Source organism: Streptomyces sp. NPDC001617, assembly GCF_053596855.1.
Map to the genome: position 1 here is coordinate 1 of NZ_JBSFHA010000086.1, position 12944 is coordinate 12944.

A 12944-nucleotide genomic window follows, 5' to 3' on the forward strand; every position below is an offset into this window, starting at 1 on the left:
GCCGCCGCGGTAGCGCTTCCAGGCGGCCGGTTCGTGGGGCGGGGTGCCGGTGAGCAGGAGGGTTCTGCGCTCGCCGTCGATCTCGGCGACCTGGACTGGTCCGACGTCCTGCTCAACCTCACCCGCTACAAGCAGGACGAGATCGAGCAGGCCCAGGACGACTTCGTCGACTACATGGCCGCCCATGTCTACGCCAAGCGCGAGACCCCGAGCGCCGACCTGCTCAGCGACCTGGTCGTCGAGTGGGACCCCGACGGTCACCCCGTGTCCGAGCGTGAGCTGGTCTTCACCGGCCAGGCCCTGCTGGTCGCCGGGCACGAGACGACCACGAACGTGATCGGCAAGACGGTCGCCCTGCTCCTCGCCGACCGCCACCGCTGGGAACGGCTCCTCGCCGACCCCTCACTGGTGCGCCCCGCGGTCGAGGAGGCCCTGCGCTTCGACCCCGACCCCGGCATCGGCGTGCCCCGCTACCTCGACGAGGAGACCGAGATCGCCGGTCACGTCCTGCCGTCCGGCACGACCGTGCTGTGCAGCACCGCGGCCGCCAACCGGGACGAGAAGGTCTTCGACACGCCCGACGAGATGAGGCTCGACCGCAGCCCGAACCCGCATCTGGCCTTCGGCACCGGAGACCGCTCCTGTCTGGGCCAGGAGCTGGCCCGCGCCCAGCTGCAGACCGTCCTCCACGTGCTGTTGCGTAGGCTTCCGACGTTGGAACTCGCCGCGTCGGCGGCGGACCTGCGACGGCTCGAGGGACTGACCGTCGGAGGGCTGAGCGAAGTCCCGGTGCGGTGGTGAGCATGACCGGCAGGACGGTACGGGCGGAGCAGGTCAGCGCGACCCGGGAGCTGATCCTGACCGCGGCCGAGCGGCTGTTCGCCGAGCGCGGCGTCAACGCCGTCTCCAACCGTCAGGTCAGCGAGGCCGCCGGACAGGGCAACAACACCGCCGTCGGCTACCACTTCGGCACCAAGGCCGACCTGGTCCGCGCCATCGTCCGCAAGCACGCGGCGCCCATCGAGGAGATCCGCGCGCGGCTGCTGGCCGAGGTCGGCGACTCCACGGACGTACGCGACTGGGTGGACTGCCTGGTGCGGCCGGTCCCGGAGCATCTCGGGACGCTGGGCGGCCCCACGTGGTACGCCCGCTTCTGCGCGCAGATCATCACCGACCCCGTCCTCCACGAGATCCTCATGGAGGAGTCCCTCGCCTCCCCGTCGCTGCGGCAGATCATCGACGGACTCACCTCCTGCCTGCCCGACCTGCCCCCCGAGGTCCGGGCCGAGCGCAGCGAGATGGTCCGTCACCTCATCGTGCAGATGCCCGCCGAACGCGAGCGCGCCCTCGGCGAGAACCGGCCCACCCCGCGCCCCAACTGGGACGACGCCGCGACGGGCCTCGCCGACGCGATCGTCGGCCTCTGGCTGGCACCGGTGGCGTCGCGGTCCTGAGGCGCGGTACGCCCCGCGGCGGACACGGTCAGTCCGCGGCGCCGATGGCCTTCAGCACCGCGTCGGCCATGCCCTTCTCGCCGCGCTCGTTGGGATGGACCGACGCGGCGGGGGAGAGGGGCACCAGCGGCTCGACCCAGCGCGTGGTCCGGGCCGAGCACGCGTCACGTCCCACCGAAGGCGTGTACGTGTCGACATAGCCGGCCCCCGCCGCTTCCGCGCGCGCCCGCAGCATCGTGTTGAGCTGCTGCTCCTTCTCGTGCAGATAGGCGACGTCGCCGGGTGCCAGGCCCATGGCCCGACCGCAGCCGGAGCTCTTGGCGGGCAGGATCGCCGGGTACCCGACGACGTACACACGCGCCTGGGGCGCCCTGTGCCTGACCTCGCTCAGGGCATGGGCGAGCTGCTCGTCCGCCGCCCGGATCTTCTCCCGCACCTCGTCGGTGCCCCCGGCCACATAGCGCTCACGGCACGGGGCGTCGTCCTCGGCCCGCTTGCCGCCGCCCAGCGCGAAGAAGACCACCCCCTGCCGCACGCACTGCTCGACCGTCGACGCGAACCCGATGTCATTGCCGCCGATCCCGAGCGTGACCAGCCGCGTCCTGTCGGACAGGGCCGAGAGCTGGGCCCCGTTGGCGCCGTCGTCGGTGCCCTGGGCGGAGAACAGGTCACCGATGGTGGCGCCGCTGCAGCTCACGTCGTGGAAGTCGGCCGCCCCGAGGTTCAGGCTGCGCGCGACCAGCGAGGGATAGTTGCGGTCGGAGCGGTCACAGCCCGCGGGCCTGCCGTTCTGGTCCGGGATCTTCGGGCCCGCGGTGTATGAGTCGCCCAGGGCGACGTACGGGCCCTTGGGCGGGGCGTGGTCGGAGTCGTCGTGGTGGGCGATGCCGACGGCGGCGCCCAGCGCCCCGAAGGCCAGTACCCCGGCCAGAACGGCGCGTACGGAGTTCTTCATCGGTGTGTCATGCCTTCCGTGTCGGAGGTCGGGCGCGTCCGGACACGGTCGCTGCCGGACGTCGCTCGGCCGGGGGAGTGGGCGGCGGACAACCGAGCAGGGAGCGGGAGAGGAACAGGGGTCCTCGGGCCCGGCGCCGACCGGGGATGGCCGGCGCCGGGCCCGGACCGCGTCGCACCCCGTATCGGGGGCGGGGCGGGGCGCGGCGCGTCGGGGCGGCCTCCGCTCAAGGCGGCCCCTGTCCCGGACGGGGGCGTGGCTCCCGTCCGGACGAAAGGAGTTGCTTGCGTCAGGCAAGCACAGTTAGATTACTTGAGTCAAGCAAAAGATGGATTCGCCCGCGCCGTCGGCACCTAGGTCGGCGCGCTGCTCACCCGTGCCCCTGTCGAACGGGGCGTGGACCTGCGCTGCGGCGTCAGCGTGGCCGAGGTGGCCGGGGGTGGGGTGCGGCTCGCGGACGGCGAGGTGATCGAGGCCGACGAGATCCTGGTCGCCGTCGGCTCGCTGCCGAACACCGAGTGGCTGGGGAGCGGCGGTTCGTCGCCGCGTGCCGCACCGGCGACCGGGTGTCCGGCGCCCCGGCGGTCGGGATGCCGCCCAAGGCCATCCGGCGGTGGCGTCAGGCGATCATGACTGGCACGGCATGGGAGGAGGCCGTGGTCGTCGACGATGTCGTACGAACGCAGTAGGCGGAGGAAACGCGCGCAGTAGATTACTTGAGTTACGCAACAATATGGTAAAGTGGATCGCATGTCCACACCACCGCTCCCCGCCGAACTCCCCGACGTCCCCGCGTCGGACGAAGTGATCGAGATCGAGCGCGCGCTCACCCGCATCACCTATCTGAGCACCCGCGCGCGCCAGCACGACCGGCTGATGGCGCTGGCCGGTGTGCCGCTGGACCGCGCCGCCGTGGCGCTGCTGCGGCAGATCGCCGACTCGGAGCCGCTGCGTCCCGGGGAGCTGGCGACCCGCCTGGGAGTGGAGGCGTCCCACGTCACCCGCACCGTGCAGCAGCTGCAGAAGTCCGGCTTTGTCACCCGCGTCCCCGACCCCGACGACCGCCGGGCCCAGCGCATCGAACTCACCGAGGCCGGCCGGCAGGCCATACACCGTGTCCGCGACGCCGGCGCCCGCGGTATGCAGCTCGCCCTGTCCGAGTGGACGCCGGAGGAACTGCGGCAGCTCGCCACCCTCTTCCACCGGATGGTCGACGACTTCCTTGCCTACGCCATCGACGAGGAGGGCGAGCAGCAGGCCGTCGCACCGGCCGGCACCGCCTGACCCCGTTCTCAGCCCGAGGCCGTGCGGGGGCGGCGGCGGTCGGGTGGCCCTACGGAATCCCGCTCGGCCGGGACCGGCTCCCGCAGCCCGCACAACACGAGTCGTCCCAGGGCCGGCAGGGCGATCAGGGGGACCAGGGCGGTCCGCAGGGACGTGGCGTCGGCCAGCGCTCCGACGACGGGGGCGGCGAGGCCGCCCACGCTCACCGTCAGGCCCAGCGTGACCCCGCTCGCGGTGCCCATCCGCCGGGGCAGGAAGTCCTGTCCGAGGGTGACGTGCAGGGAGAAGGGGACGTACAGACCGGCCGAAGTGAGCGCGACGAAGAGATGGACCGCGGGGCCGGGTACGAGGACCACGCCGGCGACGGCGAAGACGGTGAAGGCGTACGAGCGCCGTACGACCGTCACCCGCCCGTACCGGTCGGCGAGCCGCCCGCCGATCACCGTGCCCACGGCGCCGCCTCCGTACAGCACGAACAGGGCCGCCGTGCCGGCCGCCGCCCCGCCGCCCGTGCGCTGGCGGACGTACAGCGCGACGAAGGCGCTGAGGCCGACGAAGACGATCGAGCGGCACACGATCGCACCGGACAGCCGCAGGAACGACGGCCAGTCGTCGGTGCCGACCGCCGGCGCCGTACCGGCGGATGTGCTCCCGCTCCCGGAGGAGCGGACCGCGGCCGCGCACAGCGCCGCCCCGATCACGGCCGGGACGGCCAGCAGGGGAGAGGCGCGCAGGCCCCCGGTGGTGACGACCGCGGCGACGAGCAGCGGGGCGGTCGCGAAGCCGAGGTTGCCGCCGAGGGAGAACCAGCCCATCGCCGTGTTGCTGCCGCCCGCCGCGAGGCGGGCGGCCCGCGCGGCCTCCGGATGGTAGGCGGCGACCCCGATGCCGGAGACCGCGACCGCCGCGAGGGTCAGCGGGTACGAGCCGGTGACCCCGCACAGGGCCACCCCGGCGCCGCCGGTCAGCGCGCTCAGCGGCAGCAGCCAGGGCAGGGGCCACCGGTCGGTGAGTGCCCCGAACAGCGGCTGTACCACCGAGGACAGCAGTGAGGCCGCCAGGACGATGCCCGAGGCGGCGGCGTACGAGTAGGCGCGCTGCGAGACGAAGAACGGCACGAGCGCGGCGACGGAGCCCTGGTACACGTCCACGCAGGCGTGCCCGAGGGACAGCAGGGCGATGGGTCGGTCGTGGTGGGTGGACACCCTGCGATCGTCGCGGGGGCGGCTCCGGCGTGCTTCCGATAATCTGCCTGATTGTGTCGAACATCCGCCACGCACCAGTGACCGGGCCGGCGTCGGGCATCCGGCACACGCCGAAAGCCCCCACCCACGCCCGCAGCCTGGCGGCCGGGGAGATCATCGACGCGCACCGGCACGACGAGCACCAGATCGTCTACGCCGGCTCCGGTGTCCTCGCCGTCACGACCGACGCCGGCACCTGGTTCGCGCCGGGAACCCGCGCCCTCTGGGTCCCCGCCGGGACCGCCCACGCCCACCGCGCCCACGGCCACCTCGACCTGCACCTGGTAGGGCTGCCCGCCGACGACAACCCCCTCGCCCTGGACGCGCCGACCGTCCTCGCGGTCAGCCCCCTCCTGCGCGAACTGATCCTCGCCCACACCCGCGACCCCGACCACGACACCCCGCAACGCCGCCGCCTCCTCGCCGTCCTGCGCGACCAGCTGCGCGCCTCGCCCCAGCAGCCGATGCGTCTGCCCACCCCGGCCGACCCACGCCTGGCCGCCGTGTGCGCACTCGTCCACGCCCACCCGGCCGACCCCCACACCCTCGCCGGCCTCGGCGCCGCGACGGGCGCCGGCGAACGCACCCTCAGCCGCCTCTTCCGCACCGAGTTCGGCATGACCTTCCCGCAGTGGCGCACCCAGTCCCGCCTCTACCACGCACTGCGCCTACTGGCCGACGACACCCCGGTCACCGCGGTCGCCCACCGCTGCGGCTGGTCCTCCAGCAGCGCCTTCATCGATGTCTTCCGCCGCTCCTTCGGCTACACGCCGGGCACCCACAACCGCCGGGCCTAGAACAAACCCATGGCGTCCCTTTCGGGCCAGCTCGAGGCCCTCCGGGGCATCCGCCGTCCAGCCCGCCTCTACCTACCGGTAACATCTCCCGGCAGGTCATCGGAGGAGGAACCGTGCCACGGTCCGAACGCTCGCCCCTGTTGCTCGCCGGCCTGTTGGCCACCGCGGGCGTCGCTCATTTCGCCTCACCACGCCAGTTCGACGCGATCGTTCCGCGTGCGTTGCCGGGTGCGCCCAGGACGTGGACGTACGCGAGCGGGGTCGCCGAGCTGGCGCTCGCGGCCGGGGTCGCGGTGCCGCGTACCCGCAAGGTCGCGGCCCTCGGCGCGGCCGCCTTCTTCGTCGGCGTGTTCCCCGCCAACGTCAAGATGGCCGTCGACTGGCGGAACCGGCCCGCGCCACTGAAGGCAGCGGCCATCGGACGACTGCCGCTGCAGCTGCCCCTCGTTCTGTGGGCCCGCAGTGTGGCAAAGAATGGGGAGGCACAGGCATGAGCGAGAAACTGGACGTCGGGGACAAGGTTGACGACTTCGAACTGCAGGACGAGACCGGCACGCCCCGCAGGCTGACCGAGCTGCTGGCCGACGGGCCGATCGTGCTGTTCTTCTACCCGGCCGCCCTGACCGCCGGCTGCACCGCGGAGGCCTGCCACTTCCGTGACCTGGCCGCCGAGTTCGCCGCCGTCGGCGCCCGGCCTGTGGGCATCAGCGGCGACACCGTCGAGCGGCAGCAGGAGTTCGCGGGCAAGCACACGCTCGGCATGCCCCTGCTGTCGGACGCCGACGGTGCGGTGCGTGAGCGGTTCGGCGTGAAGCGCGGCTTCAGTCTGGCGCCCACCAAGCGGGTCACCTTCGTGATAGCGCAGGACCGCACGGTCCTGGAGGTCGTCCGCAGCGAACTGCGCATGAACACCCACGCCGACCGGGCCCTCGACGCCCTGCGCGCCGCCCAACAGAAGTGACCGTCGCGAAACGGGGGGCCCTGCCGGGCCTCCGTTTCGGTTGAACCAGTACGACAAAAGCACCATCCTGTGAGATATGGAGCAGGCCTCCGCTGTGGCGATCGTGGATGCCCGGGGCATGGTCACGGGGTGGAGCGAGGGTGCCCGGCAGCTGACGGGATACCCGGCCGAGGAGGCCGTGGGACGGCCGGCACGGGACCTGCTCGCCGAACACCCGCCGGCCGAGGCCGTGGCGGCATTGAGCGGCACCGTCGTGCTGCGCCACCGCGACGGCTCCACTGCCGCGCTCACGCTCAGGGCATGTGCCGTACAGGGCGAGGACGGCGAACCCGGCGGATACGTGATCACCGCCGAGCCGCCCCGCGACCCCAGGACCGCCCTCGGCGGCGAGGCCTTCCAGCAGGCCTCCATGTCGATGTCCGTCTTCGACACCCGCCAGCAGTATCTGCGTCTCAACGGTGTCGCCTGCCGGGTCATGGGCGTGTCCGAGGAGACCCTGCTCGGCCGGCACTTTCCGGACACCGTGGAGGACGCCGAGCACAGCCGCGGCTTCCTGGCCAATCTGCGCCAGGTCGCCGAGACGGGCCGGCCCGCCCGCTACGAGAGCTACGCAGGTGCCCCCGCCCTGAACCGCGACCATGCCTGGACCACGGAGATGTGGCCCCTGCGGGACGGCTCGGGCGAGGTGACCGCGGTCGCCCTGGCGGCGTTCGACAGCACCGAGCAGTACTGGGCCCGCGAGCGCCTGGCCCTCCTCAACGAGGCGGCGGCCTCCATCGGTACCACCCTGGACGTGGTCCGCACCACCGAGGAGCTGATCGGACTCCTGGTGCCCCGCTACGCCGACTTCGCCAGCGTCGACCTCCTCGACTGGGTCCTCGGCGCGGAGGAACGGTCCGCGCCGCTGGAGGCGGACGTCGTGCTGCGCCGCATCGCCCACGGCTCCGTGTCCGAGGGCACACCCGAGGCGGCCGTGCACGTGGGCGACGCGGACGTCTACCCCTCGTTCTCGCCGCCCGCGAAGGCTCTGCTGAGCGGACGGGCCGTGCTGAGCCAGGCGGGCGAGCCGGACTTCGTGCGGTGGGTGGCCGAGCGCAACGCGCGAGCCCCGGCGGGCCGTGCGCGCCGCAAGGGCGTCCACTCGATGCTCGCGGTGCCGCTACGGGCCCGCGGCACCACGCTCGGCGTGGTGGTCTGCGTCCGTATCGCCAATCCGGACGACTACGGGGACGACGACGCCGTCCTCGGCGAGGAACTCGCCAGCCGGGCCGCCGTCTGCATCGACAACGCCCGTCGCTTCGCCCGGGAGCGCACGACCGCGCTGGCCCTGCAGAACAGCCTGCTGCCGCGCGGACTGCCCGGACAGGCCGCGGTCGAGGTGGCCCACCGCTATCTGCCCTGCGGTTCACCGGTCGGCATCGGCGGCGACTGGTTCGACGTGATCCCGCTGTCCGGCAGCCGCGTCGCCCTGGTCGTCGGCGACGTGGTCGGACACGGCATCCCCTCCTCGGCGACCATGGGCCGCCTCTGCACGGCCGTCCGCACCCTCGCGGACGTGGACCTCCCCCCGGACGAACTCCTCACCCACCTCGACGACCTGGTCATCCATCTCGCCTCGGACGACCGGGACGACGAGGCGGCGGAGCTCGGCGCCACCTGCCTCTACGCCGTCTACGACCCCGTCTCGCGCCGCCTCACCTTCGCCGCCGCCGGCCATCCGCCCCCAGCCCTCCTGCTGCCCGACGGCACCGCGAACCTCGTACCCATGACGGCCGGACCGCCGCTCGGCGTCGGCGGCCTGCCCTTCGAGGCGACGGAGATCGAACTGCCCGAGGGTTCCGTGCTCGCCCTCTACACGGACGGCCTCATCGAGGACCGCGACCGGGACGTCGACCACGCCACCGCCGAACTGTGCCGCGCCCTGACCGCACCCACGGACACCCTCGACACCCTGTGCGACACGGTCCTGAAGGCCGTACTGCCGGAGGAACCCAGCGACGACGTGGCCCTGCTGCTGACCCGCACCCGCGCGCTGGGCGCCGACCAGGTCGCCACCTGGGACATCACCCCCGACCCCGAACGCGTGGCCGCCGCCCGGCAGGCCGCCACCGAGCAGTTGAGCGCCTGGGGCCTGGACGAGGCCGCGTTCGTCACCGAACTGGTCGTCAGCGAACTGGTCACCAACGCCATCCGCTACGGCGCACCGCCCGTCCGGCTCCGGCTGATCCGCGACCGCACCCTCATCTGCGAGGTCTCCGACGGCAGTTCCACCTCACCGCATCTGCGCCGGGCGCACGCCTTCGACGAGGGCGGCCGCGGACTGCTGCTGGTCGCCCAGCTCACCCAGCGCTGGGGCAGCCGCCAGACGGCCCGCGGCAAGACGATCTGGGCCGAACAGCCGCTGCCCCCGCCGATGTGATCACTGGAAGGAGCAACCCGGGTTCGGGACGTCCTCCGAGTACGGCTTGCCGTGCGGGAGGATGTACAGCACGTCGAGGACCAGGGGGGCGTCGCCCTCGTTGCGCCCGAGATGGACGTCGCTCGGACCGCCCGGCTCGTGGACCGTGGTGCCCGTCGGGTAGACGCCGTCCTCCTTGCAGTCGGAGTGGTAGTGACTCAGGGTGCCCTGCTGGACGAAGCCGTAGACCGGACCGTCGTGGTAGTGCCAGCCGGTGCTCTGGCCCGGCGGGACGGTGATCTCCCGCAGGACGTAGTCGGTGTCCCCGATGGTGGTCGTGCTGATCAGCTTGCCGGTCACCCCCGGCCCGGGCGGAGTGGCACCGGCGGTGCCACCCGTCAGGACGGTGCCGGTGACGATCGCGCCGACGACGGCGGTGCGAAGCGTGGTGCGCATGCGTGAGTGGCCTTCCGGGACGACGGGCGAAGATCGAGTACCGCCGTGAACATAGAGGCCCGGAAGCCCTGTTGGGGCCGGAACGCGCCAATCCGGCCCAGGGAAAGGCGAGTTCCTGCCGCCCGACCGCCCCTCACCCCCGTCCGCCGTCGCCCGGGGCGACCTGGGCGACCTGGGCGACCTGGGCGAGCGTACGACCGCTTGTCACCGAGCGGGCCCGACGCGGATCCGGCGTCCCGTGCCCCGCCCGCCTTGACCAGCAGCCAGGACTCCCCGCGGCCGCCGTCCTGCCCGTCGCGGAAGCGGGTGAGCGCGTACTCGCCGTGGAGCGTGGAGCCCTTGAGCCGGAACTCCGCATGCTGTGCTGCAGGGACTTGGCGAAGCCGACGAGCCGCCCCTTCCGGTCGTGGCTCAGCGGCTCGTAGGTGCCGTGGTCCCTCGTGCCGATCGCCGGAGGGGCCCCTGGGGATCGACCACGACTTCAGCACGTCGCCGACCTGGAGCCGGAAGCCGAAGTGCGCTCCGCCTCCGCGTCGCTCATCGGCCAGGTGCCCAGACCGACGGCGGGAAGCCGCGTGCCGTCGTTGAGCGTGTGCGTGGGGATGCTGACCACGGTGGCACCTTTCCCTCGACTGTGCCGTACCTCCAGCCTCACGGACCGGGGAGTACTGAACAAACGGGCTGGTGGGGACGGCAGGGGAAAGGTCCCTTGCGAGCGCCGTGGTCCGACGCGCTGGACAGCGCGAGCCCCGCCGCCCCGACGCCTTGCGAGGGCTGATGCGGCGTGGCGCGGGTGCCGTGCCGGAGATCCGTCGAGGGCTCTCCCATCCCGTCGCGCGGGTGCGGGAGGAGTGCCGCAGACTGCTGGACCAGTTGCTCGTGCCGGAGGCGGTGGGCGACCTGGTCGCCATGATCGAGGACCCCGATGCCCGGGTGCGCGTGGCCGCGCTGCACGCCCTGTCCTGCGACCGCTGCAAGTCGGACGCGGACGCCTGCCGTCCCAGCCGTACGGTGATCCTGCCGCGTGCGATCCGGATCCTGCACGACGATCCGGACCCACAGGTCAGGGCCAGGGCGGTCGAGTTGGTGGCGTTGTGGGTGCACGGCGACGCGACCGCCCTGGTCGCCCTGGAGCGGGCGCGAGACGCGGATACCTCACCGGTCGTGCGGAACAAGGCGGCATGGAACACTCCCGGCGGGCCCCTTCACCGCCGTACCGCGCCGAAGCCCGTGCGTACGCCCCGGGCGCGACCTGTACGAGGCCCTGTCGCCACGTCCCGCGAACGCTGTCACGATCTCCCTGGAAGCGGCTCCCGACTGCCCGTGCGAAGACCGGAGCCGGTGCACGCGAGTGACGGAGTGTGTATGACGACGGAGTGGGACGCGGCGATGGAAGAGGGCTCCGGTGTCGAGGTCAGGCCGGTCGCCGGGCACATCGGGGCCGAGATCACCGGCGTCGACCTGGCCGGCGACCTCGACGACGCCGTGGTCGCCGTGATCCGGGCGGCGGTGCTGCGCTGGAAGGTGGTGTTCTTCCGCGGGCAGCGGCTCGACCACGCCGGGCATGTGGCGTTCGCGCGCCGGTTCGGCGAGCCCGTCGTGCTGCGCAAGCGGGGGAGCGCCTCACCGGCGGACTTCCCCGAGGTGGAGACCACCGCCGACCGGCTGGAGCTGGGCGGGAAGTTCGGCATGGAGCACGACGAGTGGCTGCAGCGCCGCCGCCACACCCTGCTGCGCGGCTGGCACTGCGACCACGGCGCCCGCATCGACCCGCCGGCCGCGACCATCCTGCGCGCCGAGACCGTACCGCCGTACGGCGGCGACACCACCTGGTCCAACCTGGTGGCCGCGTACACCGGACTCTCCGCCCCGGTGCGGGAGTTCGTCGACGGGCTGCGGGCCGAGCACCGCCTGGGGGTCGGCTACCAGCCGAGGCCGGGCGACGACGCGTACCTGCGGCACCTGCTGGACCATCAGGTCGCCTCCGTGCATCCGCTGGTGCGTGTGCACCCGGAGACGGGGGAACGGGTGCTGTTCGTCAACGGCTACTACCTGGAGCAGATCGTCGACGTGTCCCGGCCGGAGAGCCGGGCCCTCCTCGACATGCTGCTGGAACAGGCCGTGCGGCCCGAGTACACGGTCCGCTTCCGCTGGGAGCCCGGCAGCGTCGCCTTCTGGGACAACCGGGCCACCATCCACCTCGCCCCCAGCGACAACAGCCACCTCTCCTTCCCCCGGATCATGCACCGGGTGATGCTCACGGGGGACGTGCCGGTGGGAGTCGACGGCAAGCCGTCGGAGCCGGTCACCGGGACCGAACCCGGGCGCTGGTGACCCTCAGACGGCGGGCTGCCAGCCCAGCGCCGGGCCCAGCTTCGTCGCCACGTCGGTCAGGATCTGCACATAGTCCTCGTGCTCGAAGGTGAACGGCAGCGCGAACGCCACCTCGTCCACCTCACGGAACGCGGCGTGCGCATGCAGCCGTTCGGCGATCTCCTCCGAGGTGCCGACGATGTCCGGCGCGAACAGCAGTCGCGCCGGGCCCTGCGGGGACGTCGTCCGAGGAGTGCGCGTGGCCGCGTACGCCTCGTACTTCGCGCGCTGCTCCGACGAGGCCGAGTCGGTGGGGATGACGACCAGGCCCTGCGAGACCCGGGCACTGTCGCCGTCGGGGTGCCGCTCGCGGAAGGCGCGGATGTGGGACAGCTGGATCTCCGCGAAATCGAACTCCGGCCCGTCCGCGCCCTCCGCCTTGACGACACTGCTGGTCAGGAAGTTCATCCCGTGCTCACCCGCCCAACGCGCCGAGCCGAGGCTCCCGCCGCCGTACCAGAGACGACGGCCCAGCCCAGGGGAGTGCGGCTGCACACGGTCGGAGAACACCTCGAAGCCCTCGATGCCGCTGAAGTCCGTGGCGCTCCTGCCCCGCACGAAGTCCAGCAGCCGGCGCACCCGCTCGTACGAGAAGTCCTCGGCATCCGCCGTGTCCGGATACAGCGCCTCCTTGACCTGGTCGAAGTGCATCGGCGGGCCGACGCTCACCCCCGGGTTGATCCGGCCCCCGGACAGGATGTCGACCGTCGCCAGGTCCTCGGCCAGCCGCAGCGGGTTCTCCCAGCCCAGCGGGATGACCGCCGTGCCGAGCTCGATACGGCTGGTGCGCTGCGAGGCGGCCGCCATGACCGCCACGGGGGACGAGATGCCGTACTGCAGATGCCGGTGGCGCAGCCACGCGCTGTCGAAGCCGAGCCGCTCGCCCAGCTCGATGATCTCCAGCGTGGACTCATGGCCGCGCCGCGGGTCCGACTCGTCGAACAGGCCGATGGTCAGGAAGCCGAGCTTGCGCAAGGGGCGTGAGGTGGGCGGCACGGGCTCCTCCGTGATTGCTTGACGTA

13 protein-coding genes and 2 pseudogenes are annotated in these 12944 nt (G+C 72.6%); 9 read left to right on the forward strand and 6 right to left on the reverse strand.

The genetic code is table 11. The features are described 5' to 3' along the window. The first annotated feature begins 108 nt into the window (after positions 1–108). Together ACWC09_RS41890 and ACWC09_RS41895 are read left to right on the forward strand one after the other, a co-directional pair. Positions 109–801, forward strand: coding sequence for a cytochrome P450 (locus ACWC09_RS41890; RefSeq protein ID WP_450856327.1), 693 nt, complete (start codon positions 109–111; stop codon positions 799–801). A gap of 2 nt (positions 802–803) precedes the next feature. Next, positions 804–1454, forward strand: coding sequence for a TetR/AcrR family transcriptional regulator (locus ACWC09_RS41895; RefSeq protein ID WP_450856296.1), 651 nt, complete (start codon positions 804–806; stop codon positions 1452–1454). 28 nt (positions 1455–1482) lie between these two features. Here the strand turns inward: ACWC09_RS41895 and ACWC09_RS41900 are convergent, their stop codons facing one another. Then, entirely contained in the window at positions 1483–2409 is a 927-nt protein-coding gene (locus ACWC09_RS41900) for an SGNH/GDSL hydrolase family protein (protein WP_450856297.1), read from the reverse strand. 396 nt (positions 2410–2805) lie between these two features. On the opposite strand from ACWC09_RS41900, the gene ACWC09_RS41905 reads away from it, so the two are divergent. Both ACWC09_RS41905 and ACWC09_RS41910 read left to right on the forward strand, forming a co-directional pair. After that, the gene (locus ACWC09_RS41905; protein ID WP_450856298.1) at positions 2806–3042 is read left to right on the forward strand and encodes a hypothetical protein; all 237 of its coding nucleotides are present in this window, start codon (positions 2806–2808) and stop codon (positions 3040–3042) included. 117 nt (positions 3043–3159) lie between these two features. Then, positions 3160–3693, forward strand: coding sequence for a MarR family winged helix-turn-helix transcriptional regulator (locus ACWC09_RS41910; protein ID WP_450856299.1), 534 nt, complete (start codon positions 3160–3162; stop codon positions 3691–3693). Between the two features lie 8 nt (positions 3694–3701). Here the strand turns inward: ACWC09_RS41910 and ACWC09_RS41915 are convergent, their stop codons facing one another. Further along, positions 3702–4898 carry an MFS transporter gene (locus tag ACWC09_RS41915; protein ID WP_450856300.1) on the reverse strand — a complete coding sequence of 399 codons (1197 nt, stop codon included), beginning with the start codon at positions 4896–4898 and terminating at the stop codon, positions 3702–3704. A 53-nt stretch (positions 4899–4951) separates the two neighbouring features. On the opposite strand from ACWC09_RS41915, the gene ACWC09_RS41920 reads away from it, so the two are divergent. The 4 genes from ACWC09_RS41920 (at position 4952) to ACWC09_RS41935 (ending at position 9114) form a co-directional block, all read left to right on the forward strand. Continuing rightward, positions 4952–5734, forward strand: coding sequence for an AraC family transcriptional regulator (locus ACWC09_RS41920; protein ID WP_450856301.1), 783 nt, complete (start codon positions 4952–4954; stop codon positions 5732–5734). A 113-nt stretch (positions 5735–5847) separates the two neighbouring features. Next, positions 5848–6228, forward strand: coding sequence for a DoxX family protein (locus tag ACWC09_RS41925; RefSeq protein ID WP_450856302.1), 381 nt, complete (start codon positions 5848–5850; stop codon positions 6226–6228). Further along, positions 6225–6695, forward strand: a complete 471-nt coding sequence (locus tag ACWC09_RS41930) for a peroxiredoxin (protein ID WP_450856303.1) — start codon at positions 6225–6227, stop codon at positions 6693–6695. Before ACWC09_RS41925 ends, ACWC09_RS41930 begins: the two co-directional genes overlap by 4 nt. Before the next feature lie 76 nt (positions 6696–6771). Then, entirely contained in the window at positions 6772–9114 is a 2343-nt protein-coding gene (locus tag ACWC09_RS41935; RefSeq protein WP_450856304.1) for a SpoIIE family protein phosphatase, read from the forward strand. On the opposite strand, the gene ACWC09_RS41940 is transcribed toward ACWC09_RS41935, so the two are convergent. The 3 genes and pseudogenes from ACWC09_RS41940 to ACWC09_RS41950 all read right to left on the reverse strand — a co-directional run. Beyond that, positions 9115–9549, reverse strand: a complete 435-nt coding sequence (locus ACWC09_RS41940; RefSeq protein WP_450856305.1) for a cupin domain-containing protein — start codon at positions 9547–9549, stop codon at positions 9115–9117. Positions 9550–9682: 133 nt separating this feature from the next. Continuing rightward, a pseudogene (locus ACWC09_RS41945) lies at positions 9683–10067 on the reverse strand (DNA polymerase ligase N-terminal domain-containing protein); the annotation flags it as partial. Beyond that, positions 10058–10162: pseudogene (locus tag ACWC09_RS41950) on the reverse strand (aldo/keto reductase); the annotation flags it as partial. The pseudogenes ACWC09_RS41945 and ACWC09_RS41950, both read right to left, overlap by 10 nt. A 752-nt stretch (positions 10163–10914) precedes the next feature. Here ACWC09_RS41950 and ACWC09_RS41955 point away from each other — a divergent pair. Continuing rightward, on the forward strand, positions 10915–11883 hold the full coding sequence (locus tag ACWC09_RS41955) for a TauD/TfdA dioxygenase family protein (RefSeq protein ID WP_450856328.1): 969 nt from the start codon (positions 10915–10917) through the stop codon (positions 11881–11883). Between the two features lie 3 nt (positions 11884–11886). On the opposite strand, the gene ACWC09_RS41960 is transcribed toward ACWC09_RS41955, so the two are convergent. Continuing rightward, entirely contained in the window at positions 11887–12918 is a 1032-nt protein-coding gene (locus ACWC09_RS41960; protein ID WP_450856306.1) for an LLM class flavin-dependent oxidoreductase, read from the reverse strand. Positions 12919–12944 lie beyond the last annotated feature (26 nt).